This window comes from Geodermatophilus sp. SYSU D00691 (assembly GCF_054050275.1).
Map to the genome: position 1 here is coordinate 195,279 of NZ_JBJGYZ010000001.1, position 24,833 is coordinate 220,111.

A 24,833-nucleotide genomic window follows, 5' to 3' on the forward strand; every position below is an offset into this window, starting at 1 on the left:
ATGAGCAACCTCGACCGCCGGCCGACGCCCCGGGAGCTGGGCGGGCTGGAGCAGACCTCCGCCGGCCCGGTCCTGGACGTGCTGCCCGGCAAGGAGGTCCTGCTCGGGGAGAGCACGCACGTCCGCCGGCTGCTGCCCACCCTCGGGCGGCGGCTGGTGGGCGCGTGGGCGTTCGTCGACCACTACGGCCCCGACGACGTCACGTCGTCCCCGGGGATGCAGGTGGCGCCGCACCCGCACACCGGCCTGCAGACCGTGTCGTGGCTGCTGCAGGGCGAGGTGCACCACCGCGACTCGCTCGGCAGCGACGTCACCTTCGGCCCCGGCGAGCTGGCGTTGATGACCGCCGGCCACGGCATCGCGCACTCCGAGCAGTCGCCGGCGCCCCACCCGCGCTTCCTGCACGGCGCGCAGCTGTGGGTGGTGCTGCCCGACGGGTCGCGCGAGATCGCCCCCGCCTTCGAGCACCACCCGGCCCTGCCGGGCTTCGCGTCCGACGGCGTGCGCGCCACCGTGCTCATGGGCTCGTTCGGCGGCGCCACCTCGCCGGGCACCGCCTACACCCCGCTGGTCGGCGTCGACCTCGAGCTCGCCGCCGGCGCCGACGTCGAGGTGCCGCTCGAGCCCGGCTTCGAGCACGCCGTCCTGGCCGCGTCGGGCGCCGCGACGGTCGAGGACGCCCCGCTCGGGCACGGCACGATGGCCTACCTCGGCACCGGCCGGCGCACCCTGCGGCTGCGCGCCGAGGAGCCGGCGAAGGTGCTGCTCCTCGGCGGCGAACCGTTCGAGGAGCGGATCGTCATGTGGTGGAACTTCGTCGGCCGCTCCGGCGAGGAGATCGCCGAGTTCGCCGACGACTGGAACGCCGAGCGCGGCCGGTTCGCCCCCGTGGTCGGCTACGACGGCGACCGGCTCGAGGCCCCGCCGCTGCCGCCCGTCCCCCTCAAGCCCCGCGGCCGCGAGCGCTGAAGCGGAGGGGATCCGTCGGCGTGACGCCTACGAATCCACTCCGCTGAGCTGCTCCCAGTGGGCGCGGCGGCGGGCCTGCTCGTCCGGGTCGGGCACCGGCAGCGAGGCCAGCAGCCGCTGGGTGTAGGGGTGCTGGGGCGCGCCGAGCACCTGCTCCCCCGTCCCCTCCTCGACCAGCTGCCCCCGGTAGAGGACGGCGATCCGGTCGGCCAGCAGGTCGACCACGGCGAGGTCGTGGCTGATGAACAGCGCCGCGAACCCGAGCTCGCGCTGCAGGTCCTCGAACAGCTCGAGCACCTTGGCCTGCACCGACACGTCCAGCGCCGACGTCGGCTCGTCGGCGATCAGCAGCTCGGGGAACAGCGCCAGCCCGCGGGCCAGCGACGCCCGCTGCCGCTGGCCACCCGAGAGCTCGTGCGGGTAGCGGTCGCCGAAGCTCTTCGGCAGCTGCACCGACTCGAGCATGTCGTCGACCCGCTTGCGCGCGCCGGCGAGGTCCTTGTGCCGGCCGTGCACGATCAGCGGCTCGGCGACGGCCTCGGCGATGGTGAGCAGCGGGTTGAAGCTGGTCGCCGGGTCCTGGAAGACGAACCCGATCCGCTCGCGCACCGGCCGGAACGCGCGCTCCTTGACCCCGTTCATCTCGGTGCCGAGCACCCGCAGCGAGCCGTCGGTCACCTTGGTCAGCCCGGCGATGGCCCGGCCGATCGTGGTCTTGCCGCTGCCGCTCTCGCCGACGAGGCCGAGCACCTCGCCCGGGCGGATGGCGAAGCTGACGCCGTCCACCGCGGTGAAGTCGGGCTGCCGGAACCGGCCGGGGTAGACGATCCGCAGGTCGCGCGCCTCGACGACCGGGGCGCTCTGCGACCAGTCAGGCGCCCGCCGGGCGGCCCGCTCGACCGCCCGCACCGTCCCCTGGCCGATCCGCGGCACCGAGCCGAGCAGCTGCCGGGTGTAGGCGTCCTGCGGCGAGCGGAACAGCGTCCGGACGTCGGCCTCCTCGACGATCCGCCCCTGGTACATGACGGCCACCCGGTCGGCCAGGTCGGCCACCACGCCCATGTTGTGCGTGATCAGCACGATCGCCGCGCCGAACTCGTCGCGGCAGCGCCGCAGCAGGTCGAGGATCTCGGCCTGCACCGTGACGTCGAGGGCCGTGGTCGGCTCGTCGGCGATGATCACGCCCGGGTCGAGCGCGAGCGCCTGCGCGATGACGATGCGCTGCTTCTGCCCGCCGGAGAACTGGTGCGGGTAGTAGTCGATGCGCTCCTCGGGGTCCGGGATGCCGACCCGCCGCAGCACGTCGACCGCCTTCTCCCGCGCCTCCGCGCGGCTGATCCCGCCGTGGGCGCGCAGTCCCTCGACGATCTGCCAGCCCACCTTGTAGACGGGGTTCAGGACGCTGCCGGGCTCCTGGAACACCATCGCGGCGTCCCGGCCCCGCACCTCGCGCATCTGCTTGGAGGAGAGCTGCACGACGTCGTGCTCGCCCGTCCCGTCCTTGCGGGACAGGACGACGGCGCCGCGGGTGGTCGCGGTCTCGGGCAGCAGGCCCAGGATGCTGCGCGCGGTCACCGTCTTGCCGCTGCCGCTCTCGCCGACGATGGCCAGCACCTCGCCGGCCTCGACCGAGAGGCTGACGTCGCGCACCGCCGGGACGGTGCCCGCGTCGGTGGCGAAGGAGACCGCCAGGTTGTCGATGTCGACGACGCTCACGAGCCGAGTCCTCCCGGGGCCAGATACCCCTCCGTCGTCCCCGGGGCGGCCGGGACGCCGGGCACCAGGCCCGTCACCGGGACACCGCCGGGCTCCACCGCGCCAGCGGGCGGTGGGGTCTCGGCCGCCCGGCGGCGGGCGCGCAGCCGCGGGTCGGCCAGGTCGTTGAGGCTCTCGCCGACCAGCGTCAGCGCGAGCACGGTGAGCACGATCGCCGCACCCGGGAACACCGACGTCCACCAGATGCCGCTGCTCACGTCGGAGATCGAGCGGTTGAGGTCGTAGCCCCACTCGGCGGCCGCGGTCGGCTGGATGCCGAAGCCGAGGAAGCCCAGGCCGGCCAGGGTGAGGATCGCCTCGGAGGCGTTGAGCGTGAGGATCAGCGGCAGGGTGCGGGTGGCGTTGCGCAGCACGTGCCGGGTCATGATCCGCCAGTTGCTCGCGCCGATGACGCGGGCCGACTCGACGAAGGCCTCCGCCTTGATCCGCACCGTCTCGGCGCGGACCACCCGGAAGTACTGCGGGATGAAGACGACGGTGATCGAGATGGCCGCGGCCATGATCCCGCCCCACATGCTCGACTGCCCACCGCTGATCGCGATCGCGATCACGATGGCCAGCAGCAGCGCCGGGAAGGCGTAGATGGCGTCGCAGATCACCACGAGCACGCGGTCGACCCAGCCGCCGAAGTAGCCGGACACCAGCCCGAGCAGCACGCCGGCCACGAGCGAGAGCAGGACGGCGACCACGATGACCAGCAGCGCCGTCCGGGCACCCCAGATCACGCGGGACAGGACGTCGTAACCACCCACGGTGGTACCCAGCCAGTGCGCGCTCGACGGCGGCTGCTGCGCGCCGAACGCGCCCTCGGCGTCGCGCAGCTGGCCGTACTCGTACGGCGCGAGCAGCGGCGCGAAGACCGCCGCGATGAGGAAGACCGCCATGAGCACGAGGCCGGCGACGAGCATCCCGCGTTGCAGGCCCACGCTCTGCCGGAGCTGATGGACGACCGGCAGCCTCTTCCAGGAGCGCCGCCGCCGGGAGGCCGCGGGGGTGTCGGCGGGGGGCGCCGCGGTGGCCATCAGTACCTCACCCGGGGGTCGATGAGCGCGGCGACGATGTCGACGACGAAGTTCGTCACCGCGACGATCACCGCCAGCAGCGCGACGATGCCCTGCACCGCCACGAAGTCGCGGGCCTGCAGGTACTCCGAGAGCTGGAAGCCCAGACCCTTCCACTCGAACGTCGTCTCGGTGAGCACCGCGCCGACCAGCAGGATGGCGACCTGCAGGCCGATCACCGTGATGATCGGGATGAGCGCCGGCCGGTAGGCGTGCTTGCGCAGCAGCCGGTACTCCCCCACCCCGCGCGAGCGGGCCGCCTCGACGTAGCCGGAGCCCAGCGTGCCGATCACGTTGGTGCGCACCAGGCGCAGGAAGATGCCGGCGGTGAGCAGCCCGAGCGCCAGCGCGGGCAGGATCGCGTGCTCCAGGACGTCGCCGATGATCTCCGGGTCGCCCAGCTTGATGGCGTCGATCAGGTAGATCCCGGTCGCGCCGTCCATCCGGGTCAGCTGGAGCTCCGAGCGGGTCGAGGCGCGGCCGGCCACCGGCAGCCAGTCCAGTCCCACCGAGAAGATCAGCTTGAACAGCAGGCCGAGGAAGAACACCGGCGTGGCGTAGAAGAGGATCGCGAACACCCGCAGCACGGCGTCCGGGGCGCGGTCGCGGAAGTAGGCGGCCACCAGGCCCAGCGGGATGCCGACCAGGAAGGCCACGACCAGGGCGTAGACGGTGAGCTCGAGGGTCGCGGTGCCGAACGTGGTGAGCACGTCGAGCACCGGCCGGCGGTCGCTGGCGGTCGTCCCGAAGTCGCCGGTGAAGACGCCGCCGAGGTAGTCCAGGTACTGCTCGAACAGCGGGCGGTCGTACCCGGCCTCGCGGACCCGATCGGCGAGCTGGTCGGCCGGCAGCCGGCCGCCGAGCGCGGCGGTGATCGGGTCGCCCGTCGTCCGCATCAGGAAGAAGACGGTCGTCACGAGGATGAAGATCGTCGGGATGATCAGCAGGAAGCGCACGAGGACGTAGCGGCCCAGGCCGCCGCCCTGGCGTCGTCGGCGGGCGACCGGTGCGCCGGCGCCGTCGTCCTGGGCCGGGCTGTCGGTCAGCTCGCTCGTGGTGGTCGTCATGTCCGTCCAGCCGTCCGGTGCCGCGGTGGTTCGCGGCCTCGAAGCGCAACCGGGGTGCCGGCTGCGGTGAAAAGGATGCGCCCGTGCCGGGCGCCACACGCGCGCGGGCCCCGGGTGGCTCGCTCGAGGCGAGCCACCCGGGGCCCGGCTACGGGTCCGCCCGCCTCAGCTGGTGCGGGACAGGGCTCCGTACCGGAACTTGAACGAGGCGTCGAGGGTGTCCTCGGCCCCCTCGATGTCCACGCCGGTGACGGCGACCTGGGCACCCTGCAGGTACGGCACGGTCGACAGGTCCTGCGCCTCGAGCTCCTGGATCTGCTCGATGAGCGCCTGCCGCGCCGCCGGGTCGGGGGTGGTGGCCTGCTGCAGGATCAGGTCGTTGACCTGCTGGTTGGAGTAGTGGTTGCTCAGGAAGTTCTCCGTGAGGAAGAACGGCGTGAGGTAGTTGTCGGCGTCGGAGTAGTCCGGGAACCAGCCGAGCTGGTAGGCCGGGTACACGTCGGCGACGCGGTCCTCGGAGTACTGGACCCACTCCGTCGTCTGCAGGTTGACGGTGAACAGGCCCGTCGCCTCCAGCTGGTCCTTGATCAGGGCGTACTCGTCACCCGAGGACGGCCCGTAGTGGTCGTCGGAGTACTGGAGGTTCAGCTCGACCGGGGTCTGGACGCCGGCCGCCTGCAGCCGCTGGGCCGCCTTGTCCGGGTCCGGCCCGCCCTGCCCGTCGCCGTAGAGGTCCCGCAGCGGGGTGGTGGCGCCGGTGAGGCCCTCGGGCACGAACGAGTACAGCGGGGTGTAGGTGCCCTTGTAGACCTGGTCGGCGAGCTCCTCGCGGTCGATCAGGTCGGCCACCGCCTGCCGGACGGCGAGCGCCTTGGCCGGATCGGCCTCGGGGGTCGTCGCGCCGTAGGGCTGCGTGTTGAAGTTGAAGACGATGTAGCGGATCTCGCCGCCCGGCCCGTCGACGACCTGGACGTCGTCGTTGCCGCGCAGGTCCTCGATGTCGGTCGCCGACAGGCTGCGGAAGGCGACGTCGATGTTGCCCTCCTGCACGTCGAGCTTCAGGTTCGAGGCGTCGGCGTAGTACTTGACGTCGATGTTCGACGTCGCCGGCGCACCGAGCAGGCCCTGGTAGTCGGGGTTGGCCTCGTAGGAGACCAGGTTGTTGAGGTCGTAGTCGGTGATCGTGTACGGCCCGGCGAAGGCCTGCCCCTCGACGATCTCGTCGTCCGGCGTGAGCGAGTCGGGCGAGAAGACGTCCTCGTCGACGATCGGGCCCACCGGGCTAGAGAGGATCTGCGGGAAGACCTGGTCGTCGGGGTTGGTTAGGTTGAACACGACCGTGGTGTCGTCGGGCGCGTCGACGCTGGCCAGGTTGTACAGCAGCGAGGCCGGGCCGTTGGGGTCGTTGATCGCGACCATGCGGTCGAACGTGAACTTCACGTCCGACGAGGTCAGCTCGTTGCCGTTGGCGAAGGTCAGGCCCGGCTTCAGGGTGACCGTGTACTGCGTGGGCGAGGTGAACTCGGCCGACTCGGCGATGTCCGGCTCGACGTCCGGACTGCCGTAGGGGGTGTTCATCAGGAACGGGTAGACCTGGTTCATCACGGCGAACGAGCCGTTGTCGTACGAGCCCGCCGGGTCGATCGTGGTGATCTTGTCGCTGGTGCCGATGATCAGGGTGTCACCGCTGCCGCCGCCCGAGCCGCCGCCGCCGTCGTCGTCACCGCCCCCGCCGCAGGCGGCCAGCACCAGGGCCGTCACCGCGATGCCGGACGTGACGGCGAGCCGTCGCCGGCCGTCCCTCGAAACGGAACTCATCCGCGTACCTCGTCTTCATGGGAGCGGCCGCCGGGCGCGGGGCGCGCCCCACGGCGGCCGCCCGTGGTCCGATAAGAGGCCCCATGCCTAGCACAGAGGTTTTCCCGCTCAGGAGGGCGGCGGACAGGGTGTTATGCGGTCGTGACCGGGGACCGCCGGAGAGCTTGTCGTCGTCCGGCCGGGGTGCACGGACGGCCCGGGCTGCGGCAGGCTGAGGGCATGGCGGCCGACCCCGATCCCCGCATGCTCGACGTCCTCGCCGCGAACCGGTGGGGCGTGCTGGCCACCGTCAAGCGCGACGGCCGGCCCCAGGTGTCGACGATCGGCTACGCGTACGACCGCGACGCCGCGCTGATCCGCATCTCGGTCACCGACGACCGGGTGAAGACCCGCAACCTGCGGCGCGACCCGAGAGCCACCCTCCACGTGCGCGGCGACGACGTCTGGACCTGGGTCGCGGTCGAGGGCACCGCCGAGCTCACGCCGGTGGCCGCGGACCCGCACGACGCGACGGTGGAGGAATTGATCACCTACTACCGCGGCACCGCCGGCGAGCACCCGGACTGGGACGAGTACCGGGCGGCGATGGTGGCCGACCGCCGGCTGGTCGTGCGGCTGCGCCCCGAGCACGCCTACGGGCAGCTGCCGCGCGGCTGACCCGCCGGCGCGGCAGCTCCCCGGTCCGGCTCAGGCCGGCTCGACGTCCTGGATCACCTCGAACGGCGCGCCCCACGGGTCCTCGAGGACGGCGAACCGCCCGAACGGGGTGTCCTCGGGGCCGGTGAGCACCTTGCCGCCCTGCGCCTCGACGGCGGCGACCGCCTCGTCGGCCGACGCCACCCCGAAGCAGACCAGCCAGCCCGTGGGGATGCCGGGCACGGGGCCGCCCATGCCGCCCTGCGGGTACTCGGGGGTGCGCTCGTCGGTGCGGAAGGTGGCGTAGCCCTCGAGGCCCTCGACGTCGTCGAAGGCGTAGCCGAAGACCGCGCCGTAGAAGGCCCGGGCGGCGGCGGGGTCGTCGGAGGTCGCCTCGTCCCACGCCACCGTGCCGGGCTCGCCGTGCCGCTGGAAGCCGGTGTGCTCCCGGGCCTCCCAGAGGCCGAACCCGTTGCCCTGCGGGTCGAGCGCGATGGTCATGACGCCGAACGGCGCCACCTCCATCGGCGCGACGACGACGGTGCCGCCGGCCGCGGTGATGCGCTCGACCGCGGCCGCGGAGTCGTCGGTGGCGAAGTACGTCGTCCAGGCGGGCGAGTCGGAGTCCTGCACGAGCGGTGCCAGGCCGGCGACCAGCCGGCCGTCGCGCGTGGCGTTGAGGTAGCCGCCGTACTCCTCGCCGCCGCCGGTGAACTCCCAGCCGAACAGGCCGCCGTAGAAGGCGCGGGCGGCGTCGACGTCAGCGGCTCCGTAGTCGACCCAGCACGGGGTGCCGCTCGGCCAGTGGGTGTCGCGGGTGGGCATCGCTGTCCTCCTCGATTCGGGGGCCGCAGCCTCCTCCCGGGCACCGACAGTTCTCAGAAGTCGCCGCCGCCGCCGAAGTCGCCGCCGAAGTCCCCGCCGCCGCCGAAGTCGCCGCCCCCGCCGAAGTCGCCCCCGCCGGCCGAGAAGTCGCCGCCGAAGTCGCCGTCGTTGTCCCCGAACAGCAGGCCGCCGAGCACGAGGCCGCCGAGCCCCCACCCCAGGGCGTTGCCCATGCCCCCGCCGCGCCCGTAGCCGTAGCCGGGGCGCCCGTAGCCGTAGCCCTGCCCGTAGCCGCCGCCCTGCCCATACCCGCCGCCCCAGCCGTAGCCGGTGCGCTGCGACCACCGCATCACGTCGTCCTGGGCGAGCTGGAGGGCGTAGCGGGCCAGCTGGTCGGCGCTCTGCGCCTCGCGCAGCGCGCGGACCGGGTCGTCGTAGGCCATCCGGGCCGACGCCTCGAGGTGGCGCTCGGCCTCGGCCAGGCGGGTGCGCGCCTCGCTGCCCACGGCACCGCGCCGGGTGCTGATGAAGTCGTCGGCGGCGGTGACCCCCGAGCGGGCGGTGAGCAGTGCCTGCTCCAGCGCCTCGGCGGCACGCCGGCGGTTGGTCTCGGCGTCGCGGGCGCTCTGCAGCGCCTGCTCGAGGGCGGCATCGGCCTCCTCGATCCGGCGCAGCGCGGCCAGCGGGTCGGGCAGGCCGCCGTCGGTCGGGTGCAGCGCGCTCTCGGCGGACGCCAGCTCGGCCTGCGCGCGGGCGACGTGCGGCTGCAGGCCGTCGCGGTCGCCGCGCTCCATCAGCGCCCGGGCCTCGGCCAGGTCGGCCTCGGTCTCGGCGCGGGCGGCGGCCAGCCGCTGCTCGGCGGTGGCGAGGTCCTCGGCCAGCCGGTCGATCGCGTCGAGCAGCGTGGTGCTCTGCGTGACCGCGTCCTCGGCCGGGCGCAGCCGGCCGACGGCCTGCCCGGTCTGCCCGCCCTGCTGGGCCTCGCGGGCCTGGCCGAGCAGCTGCTCGGCCGCGGCCAGCCGGGCCCCGGCCTCCTGCACGTTCACCGCGACCGGGGCCAGCGCGCTGGCGGCGTAGCGGCCCTGCAGGTCGGTGAGCCTGCGCTCCTGGGCGGGCAGCCGCTGCTGCAGGGCGTCGATCCGTCGGCCCAGCTCCTCGATGGCCTGCGGGGCCTGGGCCTCCTGCGCGCGCAGGGCGTCGAGGGCGGCGGACTGCTCGGCCAACCGCTTCCCCGCCGCGTCGGTGAGGGCCAGCAGCTCGGTGAGCATCCGGCGCTGCGTCGGCTCGTCCTCGGGGATCTCGTCGTCCAGCTCCTGGCGGATGGTGAAGGCCCGGGCCAGCTCGTCGCGCGAGCGCTCCAGGGCCTCGTCGGCACCGGGCACGGCGTCGGCCCCGAAGTGGGTGCGGGCGAAGTCGACGTTGACCTGGGCGGTGCGGACCCGCTCGTCGAGCTCGAGCAGGGCCTCGCTCGCCCGGCCGTTGAGCGTCGCGGTCGGCGTGCCGGCGTGCGGGTCGGGCGCCGCCAGCTGCCCGCGCCCGGCGGCCGGCAGCTCGGCGCGGCCCCGGTTCCGGCGCGAGCGCACGAACAGGTAGCCGCCGACGGCGACCAGCGCGAGCAGCAGCACGACCAGCAGGACGGCGCCGCCGCCCCCGCCGCCGGAGGAGGAGTCGGAGGACGACGACGCCGTCGCGCCGCCGAGCGCGTCGGCCGTGGCGCTCACCGCGCCGGCCCAGTCCCCGTCGCCCAGCTGCGACTCGATGTCGGCGGCGCCCTGGTTGAGCTCGGCCTGGTCCTCCGCGGTGCCCGCGTCGAACCCGTACTGCCCGTCCTCCACCGCGACGGCCAGCAGCACCTGGTTGCCGGAGAGGCCGGTCTCGTTCGCGGCCTCGGTGGCCCACTGCTGGCCGTCGGCGCCGTCGAAGGTGTCGACGAAGGCGACGTACAGCTGGGTGCCGGTGTCGGTCTGCAGGTCCTGCAGGACCTGCTCCACGTCGGCCTCCTCGCCGGCGGAGAGGACGTCGGCGGTGTCGGTGACCTGGGCGGACAGGGCCGACGGCGGTTCGGCGAGCGCCGGGGCCGCCCCGGCGAGCAGGGCGGCGGCGGAGACGCCGAGGACGATCGTCAGACGACGCACGGTGCGCGAACCTCCAGTTGCGTGGGCCGCCGCAGAGGACGTCCCGGACCTTCTGCACGTGCGGACGCCCTGCCGGGTTCCCGCGCGCCGCCGCTTCAGAACCGACCGCCGCCCCCGCGCCGACCGCCCCCGCCGGACCGCCGGCCGCCGCCGGACGAGCGGCGGCCGCCGGAGGAGCGCGACGACGAGCGACGGGAGGAGCGGTAACCGCCGCCGGAGCCGCCGAACCCTCCGCCGCCCCAGCCGAGGCCGCCGCCTCCCCACCCCCCACCGCCGTAGCCCCCTCCCCAGCCGCCGCCCACGGCGACGGGCGGGGAGAGGTCGCGGTGCGCGGCGCTCTGCGCCGCCTGCGCCTGGGCGGTCGCCCGCTCGGCGGCGGCCAGGGCCACCACGGCGTCGAGCGCGGCGGCCGCCTCGGCCTGGGCGAGGTGGCGGCGTGCCTCCGCCAGCGCGGTGCGCGCGGCGGCGCCCACCCGGGCGCCGCGCGTCGCGACGAGGTCCTCGGCGCCGGCCACCCGGACCCGCGCCCCGGCGAGCACGCGGTCGAGCCGGGCGCGGGCGGCGTCCTGCCGCGCCTGCTCGTCCCGCGCCCGGGCCAGCGCCTCGTCGAGCGCGGTGTCGGCCGCGGTGAGCTTCTCCAGCGCGGTCAGCGGGTCGGGCGGGTTCCCGCCGGCCAGCGCGTCGACCTCGGCCAGCGCCTGCTCCGCGCGGGCCAGCTGCTCGGCGAGGCCGGTGCTCTCGGTGCCGGAGGCGGCCAGCGTGCGGGCCTCGCCCAGCGCACGCTCGGCCTCCGCGCGCGCGGCGGGCAGCCGGGCCGCGGCGTCCTCGAGCTCCTGCCCACGACGGCCGATCGCGTCGAGCAGCGTCGCCGCCTGGCTGACCGCCTCCTCCGCGGCCCGGACGGCCGGCGCGGCCATCCCCGGCCGGCCCGCGGCGATCTCGGCGCGGCCGCCGTCGACCGCCTGCTGCGCGGCGATGAGGCGGGCGCGGGCCTCGGCGTCGTTGTCGTCCTCGGGCGCCAGCGCCGTGCGGGACCAGCGCTCGCGGAGGCGGGCCAGCGCGGCCTCCTCCCGCGGCAGCCGCTCGGTCAGGGCGGTGATCCGCGCGGCCAGCCCCTCGAGCAGCAGCGGGGCGTTGCGCTCGAGGTCGCGCAGCTGCGCGAAGGCCGCGGCCTGCGCGTCGAGCTTCGTGTCGGCCGAGTCGGCGAGCCGGATCAGCTCGGCGAGCATCTTCCGGGTCGTCTCGTCGTCCTCCGGGTGCTCGTCGTCGAGCCGCTGCCGGACCGCGAAGGCCTGGTCCATCTCGGCGCGGGCGGCGGCGAAGGTCGCGGCCGCCTCGGCGACGGCCGCCTCGCCGTACTGCTGGCGGGCGAAGTCCAGGTCGACCTGCGACGTGCGCAGCGCCTCGTCCACCTGCAGCAGCGCCTCGGCGGCCCGGCCCTGCACCGACTCGGTGGGCTCGCCGGGGAACGGGTCCTCGCGGCGCCGGCGCTCCTCCTCGGCCCGGCGCCGCTTGCGCACCCGGTTTCCCCAGACCAGGCCGGCGACGACCAGGACGACGGCGGCGACGACCAGCACGGCCGGCCAGATCGACGACGGCTGCAGACCGTCGGCGAGGGCCACCACCGCGCCGGCCCAGTCGTCGTCGGCGAGCCGCGGCTCGACGTCGGAGGTGACGAGGTCCTGCAGGTCCTCGTCGGACAGCCGGAAGCCCTCGTCGACCGACCAGCCGTACGCGCGGTCGCCGACGGCGACGGCGAACAGCACGTCGCCGTCCCCCAGCTGGGAGGCCTCGGCGGTGTCGGCCGCCCAGTCGAACCCGTCGGCGCCGTCGAAGGAGTCGACGAACACCACCCACAGCTGCGTGCCGTCGGCGTCGCGGAGCTCCTGCAATGCCTCCTCGACCCGGTCCCGGTCGCCGGAGGAGAGCACCCCGGCCTCGTCGGTGACCTGGTCGTCGAGCCGGAACGGGGCCTCGGCGAGCGCCGGGGCGGCGGCGAGCAGCAACCCGGCCAGCAGGCCGAGGACGACGAGCAACCGGCGCACGAGGGCTCCCTCCGGGCGGACGCGTTCCGCCGGACCCTAACCGCGGCCCGCGTCGACCGGGTCGGTCGCGGGTAGGGCGGCGGTCCGACCCCCGAGCCGCTGGAGGCACCGTGGACGCACCCGACCGGATCCCCGCCGCCGAGCTCCCGCCGGGCGCGGTCCGCCGCGCCGGCGACTGGGCGGTGGGCAACGCGGGCGGGGAGTACTTCGCGGTCTCCCGGCGCTGCCGGCACCAGCTGGCCGACCTGTCCGAGGGCAGCGTCGACGCCGACGGCTGCCTGGTCTGCCCCTGGCACCAGAGCCGCTACGACGTCCGCACCGGGGAGATGGTCGAGGGGCCGCGCGGCTTCCTCGGCTACCACGGCCCGACGCCCGGCTACACGCAGTTTGTGCGGGCGTACGCCAAGCGGCTGAGGCTCCGGGTGCGCCAGGCCCTCCGCCGCGACGACGAAGTCGTCGTCGAGTGAGCGGAGTCCCAGGGCGCGGACGTGCCGCCCCGGGACTCCGCTTCAGGCGTCGATGCGGCGGCGGCCCTCGAACGCGCGGCCCAGGGTGACCTCGTCGGCGTACTCGAGGTCACCGCCGACCGGCAGTCCGCTGGCCAGCCGGGACACGGCCAGCCCCATGGGGCCGACCAGCCGCGCCAGGTAGGCCGCGGTGGCCTCGCCCTCGAGGTTGGGGTCGGTGGCGATGATCAGCTCGGTGACCGAGCCGTCCATGAGCCGCGTCATCAGCTCCCGGACCCGCAGGTCGTCGGGGCCGACGCCCTCGATCGGGCTGATCGCGCCGCCGAGCACGTGGTACTTGCCGCGGAACTCCCGCGTGCGCTCGATCGCGACGACGTCCTTGGGTTCCTCGACGACGCAGATGACGTCGTCGGAGCGGCGCGGGTCGCGGCAGATCCGGCACTGCTCGCCCTCGGCGACGTTGTAGCAGGTCGAGCAGAAGCGCACCTCGGCCTGCACCCGCTGCAGCGCCGCGACCAGCCGGCCGACGTCGGCGCTCTCGGCGGCGAGCAGGTGGAAGGCGATGCGCTGGGCGCTCTTGGGACCGACCCCCGGCAGCCGGCCGAGCTCGTCGATGAGGTCCTGGACGGCACCCTCGTACACGGTGGTTCTTTCCTCCGGGGCGGATCTACAGGCCGGGCAGGCCCAGGCCGCCACCGAGGCCGCCGGCCAGCGGGCCCATGGTGGTGGCGGCCAGCTCGTCGACGGCGCGCCGCGCGTCGCGGACGGCGGCGACGATGAGGTCCTGCAGCGTCTCCACGTCGTCGGGGTCGACCGCGGCCGGCGCGATGGTGAGCGCGGTGAGCTCGCCGCTGCCGGTCATCGTGGCGGTGACGAGGTTGCCACCGGCCGAGCCGGTGACCTCGGTGCGCGCGAGCTCCTCCTGCGCGGCGACCAGCTGCTGCTGCATCTGCTGGGCCTGCTGGAGCAACTGCGCCATGTCGGGCTGGCCTCCGGGGAACATGCCCCGAGCGTAGGCCGCGGCAGCGACATCGGGCGTGACACGCTGGCCGTGTGCGACGGGCGAGGGTGCTGGTGCCCCTCGCCCTGCTCGCGGCCTGCTCCTCGCCCGCCGCCCCCGCCGCCACGACGGTCGCCCCGCGGTCCTCCAGCACGGCGGCCCCCAGCACTCCCCCGCCGTCGCCGATCCCGCCGCCCCCGGCACCGCCGCCGGTCGTCGTCCTCGACCCCGGGCACAACGGCGGCAACGCGGCGCACCCCGAGGTGGTGACCGCGCCGGTGCCCGATGGCGCCGGCGGCACCAAGCCGTGCAACACCACGGGGACGGCGACCGACGCCGGCTACCCCGAGCACGCCTTCACGTGGGACGTCGCCGTCCGCACCCGCGACCTGCTGACCGCCGCGGGCGTGCAGGTGGTGCTCTCGCGTCCGGACGACGCCGGCGTCGGCCCGTGCGTGGACGCGCGCGGGGCGCTCGGCGGGCAGGTCGGCGCGGCGGCGTTCGTCGGCATCCACGGGGACGGCGCCGCGCCGGGCGGGCGCGGCTTCCACGTGATCACGTCCTCGCTCGACCCGGCCGGGCCGGACGTCGCGGCGCGCACCGACGCCCTCGCCACCGCGCTGCGCGACGCGCTGGTCGCGGTCGAGCCGGTGAGCGACTACCTCGGCGCGGACGGGCTCGACGAACGGCCCGACCTCGCCGGGCTGAACCTCAGCGCGGTGCCGGCGGTCTACGTCGAGTGCGGCAACATGCGCAACGCCGCCGACGCGGCGTGGATGAGCACCGCCGAGGGCCGGCAGGCGCTGGCCGGCCGGCTCGCCGTCGGCGTCCTGGCCTTCCTCGGACGCTGACGCCGATCGGTTCCTCAGCCCTCGACGGGGCGGGCGCCGAGCTGGGAGCGCAGCAGCGCGAGCGCCGCCTGCTCCGGGTCGACGGCGGGGGTGTCGTCGACCGGCTCGCCGGCCGCCTCGGCGGCGTGCTGGGCGGCCAGCTCGCGCTCCTCGGCGGCGCGGGCGGCCTCGCGGGCCACCTCGGGCGAGACCTTGGTGCCGGGCGGTCCGCCGGCGCCCTCGACGACCGCCTCGACCTTCCAGCGCACGCCGAGCAGCTCGTTGAGCGCCTCGCGCAGGACGTCCTTGTTCAGGTCGTCGCCGATCCGCCGGGCCAGCGCCGGCGACGACGTCGACAGCACGAGGGTGCCGGCGCGCAGCTCGTGCACCTGCGCGTTCTTGAGCAGGGCCTCGGTGGTGCGCTTGTGCCGCTTGACCACCGCGAGCAGCTCGGGCCAGATCCGGCGGACGTCGCTGGTGGTGAGGTCGCCCCCGGAGACCTGCTCCGGCGGGTTCGCCGACACCACGGGGGTCGGCTCGGCGCCGCGCGGCGCGGGGGCGGATTCGGCCGCGGCCCGCGCGGGCGCGGGCGGGCGGGGTTCCTCGACGCGGGCGGCCGCGGCCTGCGCCGCCGCCGGGCGGGCGGCGTGCGGCCAGTCCTCGTCGTCCGTGGGCTCGGGCGGCAGCGGGATGTCCGGTTCAGCGGTGGCCACCCGCGGCTTCGCGGGCGCCGGGGCGGCGGTGCCGGGCCGGACGGTCTCGGGCCAGTCGTCGTCGGCGACGGGCGCGGCCGGGGCCGGCGTCGCCGGCCGGGCCGCCGGCGGGGTCGGTGCCGGGGCGGGGGCCGGCGGCGGCTCGGGTGCGGGAGCCGGTACCGGGGCAGCGGCCTGCTGCGACCGGCGCACGAACTCCCGGCGCGGCCCGGCCGGGGACGGCGCGGGGGCGGCCGGCGGCGCCTCGACCGGGGCCGCCGCCCGCGCGACCGGCGCGTCGTCGGGCTCGACGGGCCGGCCGGCGTGCTCGCCGGCGATCGACATCCGCCGCTCGAGGCGCTCCAGCCGCTGCAGCGTGGCGGCGGCGGAGCCGTCGGTGGCGGGCAGGAGCATGCGCGCGCAGACCAGCTCGAGCAGCAGCCGCGGCGCGGTCGTCCCGCGCATCTCGGTGAGCCCCTCGTGCACGGTATCGGCCATCCGCGACAGGGTCGCCGAGCCCAGCGCCTGGGCCTGGGAGCTCATCAGGTCGAGCCGGTCGGGCGGGCAGTCGAGCAGGCCGTTGCCACCGGCCTCGGGGACGGCGTCGAGCACGATCAGGTCCCGCAGCCGGTCGAGCAGGTCGGTGGCGAAGCGGCGCGGGTCGTGGCCCGCCTCGACCACCCGGTCGACGGCGCGGAAGACCGCCGGCGCGTCGTGCGCGGCCAGGGCGTCGATCGTCTCGTCGAGCAGGGCGTCGTCGGTGACCCCCAGGAGGCCGACCGCCTCCTTGTAGGTGACGCCCTCGGACCCCGCGCCGGCGAGCAGCTGGTCGAGGATGGACAGCGAGTCGCGCACCGAGCCGCCGCCGGCGCGGACGACGAGCGGGAAGACGGTGGGCTCGACCTGCACGCCCTCGGCGGCGCAGGTCTTCTCCAGCAGGCCGCGCAGCGTGGTGGGCGGCACCAGCCGGAACGGGTAGTGGTGCGTGCGCGAGCGGATGGTGGGCAGCACCTTGTCCGGCTCGGTGGTGGCGAAGACGAAGACGAGGAACTCCGGCGGCTCCTCGACCACCTTGAGCAGGGCGTTGAAGCCCTGCGTGGTGACCATGTGCGCCTCGTCGACGATGTACACCTTGTAGCGGCTGTTGACCGGCGCGAAGAAGGCGCGTTCCCGCAGGTCGCGGGCGTCGTCGACACCGCCGTGGCTGGCCGCGTCGATCTCGATGACGTCGATCGAGCCGGGGCCGTCGGGCGCCAGGGAGACACAGGAGGTGCAGACGCCGCACGGCGTCGACGTCGGCCCCTTCTCGCAGTTGAGCGAGCGGGCGAGGATCCGCGCCGACGACGTCTTGCCGCAGCCGCGCGGGCCGCTGAAGAGGTAGGCGTGGTTGATCCGGCCGGCGTCCACCGCGTTCACCAGCGGGGCGGTGACGTGCTCCTGCCCGACCACCTCGGCGAAGGTCGCCGGGCGGTACTTCCGGTAGAGCGCCAGAGCCACGCAGGCAGGTTACGTGGCGGAGGTGACGACGCCGGGGACCCGACGGCGCCGTGTGGGCAACGGCACCGGCCCGGGAAAAGTAGGGACCCCCCGCGCACCCGCCAGAGCCCGCTTATCCTTGCTGCCTTCCGGCCCTGGGGAGGTTCACAGGGTGACGCCACACGAGGGGTCTGGCCCCACTGTACGGGACGGCGCCCCGAGGCCGGACGCGCCGCCCCCGACACGGGAGCCGGGAGACGCATCGGGCCCCCGGTGCGGCGACCGGGGGCCCGAGGAGGCGCGGAGGATGGGGGATTCGAACCCCCGAGGGCTGTTAACCCAACCCGCTTTCCAAGCGAGCGCCATAGGCCACTAGGCGAATCCTCCGTCGAGCAGAGTACCGGGCGGCGCGCACTGCGGACCCGGGGGTGGTTGAGTGTCGGCCGACAGGGAAAGGTTCGACCGGTACCCCATGAGGAGGCAGGCGATGAGCGAACCGCAGCAGGTGAGACCCGAGGTCGTGGAAGCCATCCTCGCCGTCCTCCAGGGGGCCGACCCGGGCAGCCTGCCGGCGGACGCCACCAAGGAGGAGAAGGCCGCGGCCAAGGACCGCTACCTCTCCGAGTTCGCCGCCGAGCGCAGCAAGCGGGACCGGCAGGCCCAGGCCTGGGAGTTGCTGCTCACCCGCAGCTACGACGAGCCGCCGACCTGGCAGCGGCTGTTCGACGACCTCTCCCCCGAGGCCCTGCAGGAGCTCGGCACCCTCTACGACGCGTTGCCCGCCGGCGCCCAGGAGGAGTACGCGCGCCGCTTCGGGGTCCCGTCCGCCGTCTGACGGCGGTCTGCCGTGACCGCACCCCTGACCCGGCCGGGTCGGCTCGTCGCGGGCCGTTACCGGCTGCTGTCGCAGATCGGCGGCGGCGGGATGGGCACGGTCTGGGTCGCCCGCGACGAGCTGCTGGGCCGGCAGGTGGCGATCAAGCAGGTGGTGCCGCCGGCGAGTGCGGATCCGAGGGAGGCCGAGCAGCAGCGGCAGCGCGCCCTCCGCGAGGGCAGGATCGCCGCGCGGCTCTCCCACCCGCACGCGATCTCGGTCTACGACGTGGCAGTCGAGTCGGGTCAGCCGTGGCTGGTCATGGAGTACCTGCCCTCCCGCAGCCTGGCCGCGGTCCTGACCGAGGACGGACTGCTGCGCGTCGAGACGGTCGCGCAGATCGGCGCGCAGGTGGCCGACGCGCTGGCCGCCACGCACGCCGCGGGCATCGTGCACCGCGACGTGAAGCCGGCCAACATCCTCATCGGCGAGGGCGAGCCCCGGGTCGAGGGCCTCGTCAAGATCACCGACTTCGGCATCTCGCACGCCAGCGGGGACGTCACGCTCACCCAGACCGGCCAGATCACCGGCACGCCCGCCTTCCTCGCGCCCGAAGTGGCGCAGGGCGAGGAACCAGGGCCGGCCAGCGATGTCTTCTCGCTCGGCGCCACCCTCTACACCTGCCGGGAGGGGCAACCGCCGTTCGGCATGAGCGGCAACTCGCTCCAGCAGTTGCACCGCGTCGCGGCCGGCCGCATCAACCCGCCGGTGAACTGCGCCGGGCTCACCGAGCCCCTGATGAAGATGCTCGCGCCCACCCCGGGGACCCGGCCGTCCATGGCCGAGATCCGTGACGAGCTGGCCTCGCTGGTCTCCCGGGACGGCGACACGACCACGGTCCTGCTGGCGCGCACGCAGCTGCGCTCCTCCGGCCGGCAGCGGACGGCGACCTTCCCCGCAGCGGCGCCCGCCGAGCCGACCCCGGCCCCTCCGCCGCCATCCCCGGTGGTCCCGCGCCCCGCGGCCGAGGACCCGCCGCCGGCCACCACACCCCGGCCGGCCGCGACCGCCGCCCCACCGGTACCCGCTCCCCCGGCCCGCCCGACCGACGGCGAGGCGGCCGGCCCCCGCCGGCGGCCGTGGCTGTGGGTCGCGCTGGGCGCCCTGCTCACCGTCGCGGTCGTGCTGGGGGTCGTCTGGCTGACCGGTCGCGGGACGGACGACGGCGGCGGCGGGACGGCGCAGCAGACGTCGTCCCCGTCCGCGGAGACCTCCTCGTCCCCACCGGCCGAGGAGACGACGGAGCAGCCGGCGGGAACGACCGGGGCCGGTTCCGAGACCACGACGTCGGCACCGCCGACGGCGACCGGCGACCCGCTGAGCGCGGCGAACGTCGAGCGCTTCCTGGTGGACTACCACGAGCTCGTCACCAGCGACCCCGCCGCCGCCTTCGCCCGCACCGGGCCGACGCTGCGCGACGCGATCGGCAGCCAGGAGGACTACGCCGCCTACTGGGGCCAGTTCTCCGACGTGCAGGTGAGCGACGTCCAGGCCGGCGACGGGCAGAGCAGCGCCCTCGCCCGGCTCACCTGGGTGTACCGGGACGGCGGGACCGAGAGCGCCGTGCGCCGGTTCGACTTCATCGTCCAGGACGGCGAGCTGCTGCTCGACTGCGAGTGCGATCCGTGAGCCGGACTGTCGCACCCCGGGCCTAGCGTCCGGTCGTGAGCTCTCCCGCCGCTACCTTCCCGCGAACCGAGCAGGCACCTCCGGAGCCGGGGGCCCGCTGCCCGCTGTGCGGCGGCCGGCACGCGGCGGCCGCCGTCCACCGGCCGCGCCGGCCGATGTGACCCCGGAACGCGCGAGAGGCGGCACCCTGCGGGTGCCGCCTCTCGCGGAGGGCGGTGGCGGTGGGATTTGAACCCACGGAGGCTTGCACCTCACACGCTTTCGAGGCGTGCTCCTTCGGCCGCTCGGACACGCCACCGCCGAAGAGACTACAGGCCTCTCTGCGCGCGGAAGAACGCGCGTAGCAGCGTGGCGGACTCCTCGGCCCGGATCCCGGCGGTGACCTCGGGCCGGTGGTTGAGCCGGCGGTCCCGGACGACGTCCCACAGCGAGCCGACCGCGCCGGCCTTGGGGTCGTCGGCGCCGTAGACCACCCGGCCGACCCGCGCGAGGACGCTCGCACCTGCGCACATGGTGCACGGCTCGAGGGTGACGACCAGCGTCGCGCCGGTCAGCCGCCAGCCGTCGCCGCGCACCCGGGCGGCCTCCCGGAGGGCGAGCACCTCGGCGTGCGCGGTGGGGTCGCCGCGCTTCTCCCGCTCGTTGGCCGCCTCGGCCAGGAGCGTCCCGTCCGGCCCGAGGACGACGGCGCCGATCGGCGTGTCGCCCCACTCCTGCGCGGCCGCGGCCAGCTCCAGCGCCCGGCCCATCGCGGCGTCGACGTCCACCACTGACACCTCGGCGTCCTAGTGCTCTGCCCGGCATGGTGGGCAGAGCACCAGGTTGCGCGAACACGTCACGAGGGGCCGCCGGCGAGCGGGAGGTCGACCAGCTCCGCGAGCTCGGCCAGGGCCTCGTCCGGCTCCACCACCTTGATCGTGCGGAACCCCAGCGCGCGGGCCGGCTTGAGGTTGATGCCGAGGTCGTCGAGGTAGGCGCAGTCCGCGGCGGGCACCGGCCGGCCCACGGCGTCGGACAGCCGGGCGAGCGCCCGCTCGTAGATCTCCGGCTCGGGCTTGCGCACGCCCTCCACCGACGACTCGACCACGGCGTCGAACAGCGCCAGCAGCTCGCCGAGCTCACCGGTCCGCTCCATCGGGGCGACGTTGTTCGACAGCAGGCCCAGCGGCAGCCCGGCGTCCTTGAGCCGGCGGACCGCCGCGACCATCTGCGGCCGCAGCTCGCCGCGCAGCCCGTCGAGCACCCGGGCGGCGTCCACCCGGTGCCCGGCCGCGAGCGCCTCCGCCTCGAACGCCGCCGAGAAGCCGGCCACGTCCAGCTCGCCGCGCTCGTACCGGGCCCAGGCGTTCATGTCCGGGTCGGTGCTGTTCAGCCGCCGGATCAGCCCCTCCGGCAGACCGACCTCCCGCTCGTAGGCGGCGAAGGCGTGCATCGGGCTCTCGGTGAGCACCCCGCCGAGGTCGAACACCACCGCACCCACGACCGCCGTCACGGGGCCACCGCCGCGACGAGCTCGTCGGCGAACCCGAGGCGCGCCGCGATCCGGGTGACCATCTCGTCGGCCCACAGGTCGTCGGCGGTGACGATCGGGCGCAGCTCGTCGGCGGGCAGCCCGTCGTCGGCGAACACGTCGAGGTCGCCGCCCGGCCAGCCGGACTCGTCGTCGTCGAAGGCGCCGTCGGTGTCGACGCCGATGCCGTACCGCTCGACCACCTCGGCGGCGAGCACCCACTCCTGCATCGTCGCGTCGGAGATCAGCGCCCGGACCATGCCGCCGGGGCCGTGGCGCAGCACGACGAAGTACAGCCGCGAGTCGACGACGACGACGAACGGCCCCGGCCACTCCGCGGCGCCGGGGTCGCCGAGGGCCCGCTCGAGCACCGGCAGCTCGTCGCCGGCGTCGGCGGCCAGCAGCTCGACTGCCCACCGGGTGCCGGTGCGCGCGACCTTGACCGCGAAGCTCGGCCGGAGCTCGGGGGCCTTGTCCACCGACTCGGGGCTCATCGCTTGCGCAGCAGGGTCAGCCCGTCGGAGACCGGCAGCAGCACGGTCTCCCAGCGCGGGTCGGTGGCCAGGGCGGCGTTGAGCGCGGCGACGGCGCGGGCGTCGTCGTCCTGCGGTTCGAGGACGCGGCCGTCGCGCAGCGTGTTGTCGAGGAGCACGAGGCCGTTGTCGCGCAGCCGCGGGTGCAGCTGGTCGACGTAGTCGGCGTAGCCCTCCTTGTCGGCGTCGACGAACGCCAGGTCGAGGTGCGGCTCGGCCGGCAGCGCGCGCAGCGACTCGTGGGCGTCGCCGATCCGCACCTCGATCCGGTCGGCCACGCCGGCCCGCTCCCAGTGGCGGCGGGCGATCGCCGTCCACTCCTCGCTGACGTCGAGGCAGACCAGCCGCCCGTCCGCGTGCATGCCGCGGGCGATGCACAGCGCCGAGTAGCCGGTGAACGTGCCGATCTCCACCGCGCTCCGGGCGCCGACGGCGGCGGTGAGCAGCTGCATGAAGCTGCCCTGCTCCGGCGCTATCTGGAAGGTCGGCGAGGCGGCCGGGTCCCGCTCGGCCAGCGCGGCGGTCTCCGCCAGCAGGTCGAGCACGACCTGGTCGTAGGGCTCGGAGGACGCGCGCACGTACTCGGCGAGCTCCGGGGTCAGGAGGAAGGACCGCGGGGTCATGGCGCGTGGGGCCTGAGGAGCGCGGGGGTCATAGGGTCCGATCATGGACGACGTCCCGGCCGAGCTGTTCGCCCGGCTCGCGGCCGACCCGCTGGCCGGGCACCTGGGCATCGAGCTGGAGCAGGTCCGCCCCGGGTACGCGCGCGCGGCGATGACCGTCGGCCCGCAGCTGCTCAACGCCGTCGGCATGGCGCACGGCGGGGCCACGATGGCGCTGCTGGACGTCGTGCACGCCGCCGTGAGCAACAGCCACGGCACCGTGGCGATCGCGCAGGACGTGCACACCGAGTTCCTCGCCGCCGGCGCCGAGGGCGACCGGCTGGTGGCCGAGGGCGTCGAGGTGCACCGCAGCAACCGCACCGCGGTCTACCGCATCGAGGCCCGGGCGCAGGACGGGCGGCTGGTGGCCACCGCGCTGGCCCGGGTCTTCCGCACCGACCGCCCGTGGGGAACCGCATGAGCTCGTTCCCGGTCCCGACCATGCCGGTGCCGCCGGTGTCGGTCGTCGGCCTCGGGCAGCTCGGCGGCTCGCTGGCCGCCGCGCTGGTCGCCGCCGGCCGCCCGGTGACCGGCTGGGACGTCGACCCGGCCGCTCGCGATGCCGCCGCCGCGCGTGGGGTCCGGATCGGTCGGGAGCTGGACGGCGTCGTCGTCCTGGCCGTGCCGCTGCCGGCGATGGAGACGGCGCTCGACGACCTCGCCGTCGCCCCCGACGCGACGGTCACCGACCTCGGGTCGGTGAAGGTGCCGGTGCTGGCCGGGCCGGGCGCCCGCTACGGCGGGCGGTTCGTCGGGGGTCACCCGATGTGCGGGACGGAGCGGTCCGGCCACGGGGCGACCGACCCGGCGCTGTTCACCGGTGCCCGCTGGGCGGTCTGCCTGGAGCCGGGCACCGAGCTGCCGCGCTGGCTGCGGGTGGCGGAGGTGGCCCTGCAGGTCGGCGCCGAGGTCGTGCCGGTCACCGCCGCCGAGCACGACGACGCGGTCGCCGCGGTCAGCCACGTGCCGCACCTGCTGGCCGCCGCGCTCGCCGCCGCGGCGGGCGAGGCCGGGCCGCTGGCGCTGACCCTGGCGGCGGGCAGCTTCGCGAGCGGCACGCGGGTGGTGGGCAGCGACCCGGACTTCGTCACCGCGATGGTCGAGGGCAACGCCGCGCCCACCGCGGCCGCGCTCGAGCGGGTGCTGGCCCAGCTCGGCCGCCCGTGGCCGGAGCTGGTGGCGGCCGGCCACGCTGTGGCGACGCGACGGACGGGGCGTCGGGAGGTCCGGGTGCCGCTGGACCGCGCGGCGCTGCTGGCGCTGGGCCGCGCCGGCGGTGCGGTCACCCGGCGGCTGGCCGCCTTCGTCGAGGGCTGGGTGCCGGAGCAGACGGCCTGACGGTTTCCCCGTCGGGAGAAGGGGCAGGGAGCGATCATGGACGAGAAGGACATCCTCAGCCGGATCTCGGCGCTGGTGGACGAGGAGCACCAGCTGCGCGGCAGCAGCGGCGATCACACCGACGAGCAGCGGGAGCGGCTGAGCCACCTCGAGGTCCAGCTGGACCAGTGCTGGGACCTGCTGCGCCAGTGGCGGGCCAAGCGCCAGTACGGCGAGGACCCGGACGAGGCGCAGGCCCGTCCCGAGCAGGAGGTCGAGAACTACCTCCAGTAGAAGGACCGCTAGGCAGGCCTCTCGGTGCCGAGCAGGGCGAGCTGCCACTGCAGCCGCGCCCGCGGGTCGGCGAGCTTGCGGCCGGTCACCGTCTCGATCCGCCGCAAGCGGTGCATGACCGTGTTGCGGTGGCAGTACAGCTCGTCGGCAGCCCGCGTCGGTGACCCGTCGGCGGCGAGGAACGCCGCCAGCGTGTCGAGCAGCACCTCGCGCTCGTCGTCGGGCAGGGCGAGCAGCCCGCCGAGGGTCTGGCCGACCAGCCGCGAGCTGATCTCCGGGGAGTTCGACAGCAGCGCCTCGGGCAGCCGGTCGTCGATGGTCACCACGCGGCGGCTGCCCGGGGCGAGCGTGCGGGCGGCGATCCCGGCCAGCCGGTAGGCGGTCGCACAGGCCGCGGCGCCGTCGACGACGTCGGAGACGCCGACCGGCCCCGCCGCCAGGGCGGCCAGCTCGGCCTGTGCGTCCTCGGCCCGGCGGGTGCCCAGCGCGACGACCCCCACCTGGGCCCCCGAGCGGGTGCCCCACACCGACCGGATCCCCCGGCGCAGCAGCGCCCCGGCCGGGTCGACCAGCGCCGGGACGTCGTCGCCGGCCGGCAGCGCGACCACCGCGAGCAGCCGGCCGTCCAGCGGCAGCGCGAGCAGGTCGACCGCAGCACGCACGAAGACCGGGTCGCTGCCGCGGCCGTCGAGCAGCCCGTCGACCACCCGCTGCCGGGACTGCTCGTCGACCCCGGCCAGCCGCCGCTGCTCCTCCCGGTAGCCCTCGGCCACCGCGGCGCAGTCGAGGTCGTTGGTGCGCCAGATCGACCCCGCCACCTCGACCAGCAGCGCGTCGGACCCGCCGCCCGCCTCGCGGGACACCGCCAGCAGCCCCTCCCAGATCACCTGGCCGCCCAGCCGGTAGGCCCGCAGCACCGACTCCAGCGGGATGCCCTGGTCGGCCCGGCGCCGGCCCACCTCGCGCGCGGCCGCGGTGGCCTGCCTGCGGCTGACCGGTGCACCCCGCAGCGCCCGCACCGCGAGCTGCAGGTTGCCCCGCGTCGAGGCCCGGAAGTCCTCGGGGGTGTGCTCGGCGAGCTCGCGGTAGGCCGGCTCCGTGCGCCGCAGCACGTCGGTCATCCGGGCGGTCATCGTGTCCAGCCGGGCGGCCAGCGACGGGGCCAACTCCTCCAGCCGGGCGGCCACCTCGGGACGGAAGGGCGGCACCCCACCTAC

24 protein-coding genes, 2 tRNA genes and 1 other RNA gene are annotated in these 24,833 nt (G+C 75.4%); 9 read left to right on the plus strand and 18 right to left on the minus strand.

Annotated elements, in window-relative coordinates; genetic code table 11:
• On the plus strand, nt 1-969 hold the full coding sequence (locus tag ACI797_RS00985; RefSeq protein WP_456856308.1) for a pirin family protein: 969 nt from the start codon (nt 1-3) through the stop codon (nt 967-969).
• A 27-nt stretch (nt 970-996) separates the two neighbouring features.
• Here the strand turns inward: ACI797_RS00985 and ACI797_RS00990 are convergent, their stop codons facing one another.
• The 4 genes from ACI797_RS00990 to ACI797_RS01005 form a co-directional block, all read right to left on the minus strand.
• Entirely contained in the window at nt 997-2,685 is a 1,689-nt protein-coding gene (locus ACI797_RS00990; protein WP_456856311.1) for an ABC transporter ATP-binding protein, read from the minus strand.
• The gene (locus tag ACI797_RS00995; protein WP_456856313.1) at nt 2,682-3,767 is read right to left on the minus strand and encodes an ABC transporter permease; all 1,086 of its coding nucleotides are present in this window, start codon (nt 3,765-3,767) and stop codon (nt 2,682-2,684) included. Before ACI797_RS00995 ends, ACI797_RS00990 begins: the two co-directional genes overlap by 4 nt.
• On the minus strand, nt 3,767-4,873 hold the full coding sequence (locus ACI797_RS01000) for an ABC transporter permease (protein ID WP_456856315.1): 1,107 nt from the start codon (nt 4,871-4,873) through the stop codon (nt 3,767-3,769). Before ACI797_RS01000 ends, ACI797_RS00995 begins: the two co-directional genes overlap by 1 nt.
• A 165-nt stretch (nt 4,874-5,038) precedes the next feature.
• Nucleotides 5,039-6,691, minus strand: coding sequence for an ABC transporter substrate-binding protein (locus tag ACI797_RS01005; RefSeq protein WP_456856317.1), 1,653 nt, complete (start codon nt 6,689-6,691; stop codon nt 5,039-5,041).
• A 219-nt stretch (nt 6,692-6,910) separates the two neighbouring features.
• Between ACI797_RS01005 and ACI797_RS01010 the strand changes: the two genes are divergently transcribed.
• A complete protein-coding gene (locus ACI797_RS01010; protein ID WP_456856319.1) occupies nt 6,911-7,348 on the plus strand; it encodes a PPOX class F420-dependent oxidoreductase in 438 nt (145 codons plus the stop codon).
• A 30-nt stretch (nt 7,349-7,378) separates the two neighbouring features.
• Here the strand turns inward: ACI797_RS01010 and ACI797_RS01015 are convergent, their stop codons facing one another.
• The 3 genes from ACI797_RS01015 to ACI797_RS01025 all read right to left on the minus strand — a co-directional run bounded on the left by ACI797_RS01015 (nt 7,379) and on the right by ACI797_RS01025 (nt 12,332).
• Entirely contained in the window at nt 7,379-8,152 is a 774-nt protein-coding gene (locus ACI797_RS01015; RefSeq protein ID WP_456856321.1) for a VOC family protein, read from the minus strand.
• Nucleotides 8,153-8,205: 53 nt separating this feature from the next.
• Entirely contained in the window at nt 8,206-10,287 is a 2,082-nt protein-coding gene (locus tag ACI797_RS01020; protein WP_456856323.1) for a TPM domain-containing protein, read from the minus strand.
• 95 nt (nt 10,288-10,382) lie between these two features.
• Nucleotides 10,383-12,332, minus strand: coding sequence for a TPM domain-containing protein (locus tag ACI797_RS01025; RefSeq protein ID WP_456856326.1), 1,950 nt, complete (start codon nt 12,330-12,332; stop codon nt 10,383-10,385).
• A 110-nt stretch (nt 12,333-12,442) separates the two neighbouring features.
• Between ACI797_RS01025 and ACI797_RS01030 the strand changes: the two genes are divergently transcribed.
• On the plus strand, nt 12,443-12,799 hold the full coding sequence (locus ACI797_RS01030) for a Rieske (2Fe-2S) protein (protein ID WP_456856328.1): 357 nt from the start codon (nt 12,443-12,445) through the stop codon (nt 12,797-12,799).
• A 42-nt stretch (nt 12,800-12,841) separates the two neighbouring features.
• On the opposite strand, the gene recR is transcribed toward ACI797_RS01030, so the two are convergent.
• Together recR and ACI797_RS01040 are read right to left on the minus strand one after the other, a co-directional pair.
• Nucleotides 12,842-13,441 carry a recombination mediator RecR gene (recR, locus tag ACI797_RS01035; protein ID WP_456537834.1) on the minus strand — a complete coding sequence of 200 codons (600 nt, stop codon included), beginning with the start codon at nt 13,439-13,441 and terminating at the stop codon, nt 12,842-12,844.
• A 25-nt stretch (nt 13,442-13,466) separates the two neighbouring features.
• The gene (locus ACI797_RS01040) at nt 13,467-13,802 is read right to left on the minus strand and encodes a YbaB/EbfC family nucleoid-associated protein (RefSeq protein WP_456537833.1); all 336 of its coding nucleotides are present in this window, start codon (nt 13,800-13,802) and stop codon (nt 13,467-13,469) included.
• A gap of 50 nt (nt 13,803-13,852) precedes the next feature.
• On the opposite strand from ACI797_RS01040, the gene ACI797_RS01045 reads away from it, so the two are divergent.
• Entirely contained in the window at nt 13,853-14,650 is a 798-nt protein-coding gene (locus tag ACI797_RS01045) for an N-acetylmuramoyl-L-alanine amidase (protein ID WP_456856330.1), read from the plus strand.
• Nucleotides 14,651-14,664: 14 nt separating this feature from the next.
• Here ACI797_RS01045 and ACI797_RS01050 read toward each other — a convergent pair whose 3' ends face one another.
• From ACI797_RS01050 to ACI797_RS01060, 3 genes are all read right to left on the minus strand, one after another.
• On the minus strand, nt 14,665-16,818 hold the full coding sequence (locus tag ACI797_RS01050; protein ID WP_456856332.1) for a DNA polymerase III subunit gamma and tau: 2,154 nt from the start codon (nt 16,816-16,818) through the stop codon (nt 14,665-14,667).
• A gap of 78 nt (nt 16,819-16,896) precedes the next feature.
• Nucleotides 16,897-16,992: signal recognition particle sRNA small type (ffs, locus tag ACI797_RS01055), an RNA gene on the minus strand.
• 106 nt (nt 16,993-17,098) lie between these two features.
• Nucleotides 17,099-17,184, minus strand: a tRNA-Ser gene (locus ACI797_RS01060).
• Between the two features lie 100 nt (nt 17,185-17,284).
• On the opposite strand from ACI797_RS01060, the gene ACI797_RS01065 reads away from it, so the two are divergent.
• Both ACI797_RS01065 and ACI797_RS01070 read left to right on the plus strand, forming a co-directional pair.
• Nucleotides 17,285-17,632 carry a hypothetical protein gene (locus tag ACI797_RS01065; protein ID WP_456856334.1) on the plus strand — a complete coding sequence of 116 codons (348 nt, stop codon included), beginning with the start codon at nt 17,285-17,287 and terminating at the stop codon, nt 17,630-17,632.
• Nucleotides 17,633-17,644: 12 nt separating this feature from the next.
• Nucleotides 17,645-19,300 (plus strand): serine/threonine-protein kinase, encoded by a 1,656-nt coding sequence (locus ACI797_RS01070; RefSeq protein WP_456856336.1) that lies wholly within the window; start codon nt 17,645-17,647, stop codon nt 19,298-19,300.
• Nucleotides 19,301-19,513: 213 nt separating this feature from the next.
• On the opposite strand, the gene ACI797_RS01075 is transcribed toward ACI797_RS01070, so the two are convergent.
• The 5 genes from ACI797_RS01075 to ACI797_RS01095 all read right to left on the minus strand — a co-directional run bounded on the left by ACI797_RS01075 (nt 19,514) and on the right by ACI797_RS01095 (nt 21,966).
• Nucleotides 19,514-19,598, minus strand: a tRNA-Ser gene (locus tag ACI797_RS01075).
• Nucleotides 19,599-19,608: 10 nt separating this feature from the next.
• On the minus strand, nt 19,609-20,067 hold the full coding sequence (locus tag ACI797_RS01080; RefSeq protein WP_456856337.1) for a nucleoside deaminase: 459 nt from the start codon (nt 20,065-20,067) through the stop codon (nt 19,609-19,611).
• Nucleotides 20,068-20,135: 68 nt separating this feature from the next.
• Nucleotides 20,136-20,792: an HAD family hydrolase gene (locus ACI797_RS01085; RefSeq protein WP_456856339.1), complete on the minus strand. Its 657-nt coding sequence runs from the start codon at nt 20,790-20,792 to the stop codon at nt 20,136-20,138.
• A complete protein-coding gene (locus tag ACI797_RS01090; RefSeq protein WP_456856341.1) occupies nt 20,789-21,304 on the minus strand; it encodes a tRNA adenosine deaminase-associated protein in 516 nt (171 codons plus the stop codon). The genes ACI797_RS01085 and ACI797_RS01090 overlap by 4 nt, the downstream gene beginning before the upstream one ends.
• Nucleotides 21,301-21,966 carry an O-methyltransferase gene (locus ACI797_RS01095; RefSeq protein ID WP_456856343.1) on the minus strand — a complete coding sequence of 222 codons (666 nt, stop codon included), beginning with the start codon at nt 21,964-21,966 and terminating at the stop codon, nt 21,301-21,303. Before ACI797_RS01095 ends, ACI797_RS01090 begins: the two co-directional genes overlap by 4 nt.
• Before the next feature lie 43 nt (nt 21,967-22,009).
• Here ACI797_RS01095 and ACI797_RS01100 point away from each other — a divergent pair, with 43 nt between their 5' ends.
• The 3 genes from ACI797_RS01100 to ACI797_RS01110 are packed head-to-tail and all read left to right on the plus strand — an operon-like array spanning nt 22,010 to nt 23,616.
• Complete coding sequence (locus tag ACI797_RS01100; RefSeq protein ID WP_456856346.1) at nt 22,010-22,426, plus strand: PaaI family thioesterase; 417 nt, start codon at nt 22,010-22,012, stop codon at nt 22,424-22,426.
• Entirely contained in the window at nt 22,423-23,343 is a 921-nt protein-coding gene (locus ACI797_RS01105; RefSeq protein ID WP_456856348.1) for a prephenate dehydrogenase, read from the plus strand. Before ACI797_RS01100 ends, ACI797_RS01105 begins: the two co-directional genes overlap by 4 nt.
• 36 nt (nt 23,344-23,379) lie before the next feature.
• Nucleotides 23,380-23,616, plus strand: coding sequence for a DUF2630 family protein (locus tag ACI797_RS01110; protein ID WP_456856350.1), 237 nt, complete (start codon nt 23,380-23,382; stop codon nt 23,614-23,616).
• Nucleotides 23,617-23,624: 8 nt separating this feature from the next.
• On the opposite strand, the gene ACI797_RS01115 is transcribed toward ACI797_RS01110, so the two are convergent.
• Nucleotides 23,625-24,824 carry a PucR family transcriptional regulator gene (locus ACI797_RS01115; protein ID WP_456856354.1) on the minus strand — a complete coding sequence of 400 codons (1,200 nt, stop codon included), beginning with the start codon at nt 24,822-24,824 and terminating at the stop codon, nt 23,625-23,627.
• Nucleotides 24,825-24,833: the final 9 nt, after the last annotated feature.

What these genes read in the sequence shown, in the direction of transcription:
- ACI797_RS01100 (WP_456856346.1), top strand. Translation starts at nt 22,010, where the DNA reads ATGGACGACGTCCCGGCCGAGCTGTTCGCCCGGCTCGCGGCCGACCCG.
- ACI797_RS01010 (WP_456856319.1), top strand. Translation starts at nt 6,911, where the DNA reads ATGGCGGCCGACCCCGATCCCCGCATGCTCGACGTCCTCGCCGCGAAC.
- ACI797_RS01000 (WP_456856315.1), bottom strand. Translation starts at nt 4,873, where the DNA reads ATGACGACCACCACGAGCGAGCTGACCGACAGCCCGGCCCAGGACGAC.
- ACI797_RS01095 (WP_456856343.1), bottom strand. Translation starts at nt 21,966, where the DNA reads ATGACCCCGCGGTCCTTCCTCCTGACCCCGGAGCTCGCCGAGTACGTG.
- ACI797_RS01015 (WP_456856321.1), bottom strand. Translation starts at nt 8,152, where the DNA reads ATGCCCACCCGCGACACCCACTGGCCGAGCGGCACCCCGTGCTGGGTC.
- ACI797_RS01110 (WP_456856350.1), top strand. Translation starts at nt 23,380, where the DNA reads ATGGACGAGAAGGACATCCTCAGCCGGATCTCGGCGCTGGTGGACGAG.
- ACI797_RS00995 (WP_456856313.1), bottom strand. Translation starts at nt 3,767, where the DNA reads ATGGCCACCGCGGCGCCCCCCGCCGACACCCCCGCGGCCTCCCGGCGG.
- ACI797_RS01105 (WP_456856348.1), top strand. Translation starts at nt 22,423, where the DNA reads ATGAGCTCGTTCCCGGTCCCGACCATGCCGGTGCCGCCGGTGTCGGTC.
- ACI797_RS01065 (WP_456856334.1), top strand. Translation starts at nt 17,285, where the DNA reads ATGAGCGAACCGCAGCAGGTGAGACCCGAGGTCGTGGAAGCCATCCTC.
- ACI797_RS00985 (WP_456856308.1), top strand. Translation starts at nt 1, where the DNA reads ATGAGCAACCTCGACCGCCGGCCGACGCCCCGGGAGCTGGGCGGGCTG.
- ACI797_RS01005 (WP_456856317.1), bottom strand. Translation starts at nt 6,691, where the DNA reads ATGAGTTCCGTTTCGAGGGACGGCCGGCGACGGCTCGCCGTCACGTCC.
- ACI797_RS01040 (WP_456537833.1), bottom strand. Translation starts at nt 13,802, where the DNA reads ATGTTCCCCGGAGGCCAGCCCGACATGGCGCAGTTGCTCCAGCAGGCC.
- ACI797_RS01090 (WP_456856341.1), bottom strand. Translation starts at nt 21,304, where the DNA reads ATGAGCCCCGAGTCGGTGGACAAGGCCCCCGAGCTCCGGCCGAGCTTC.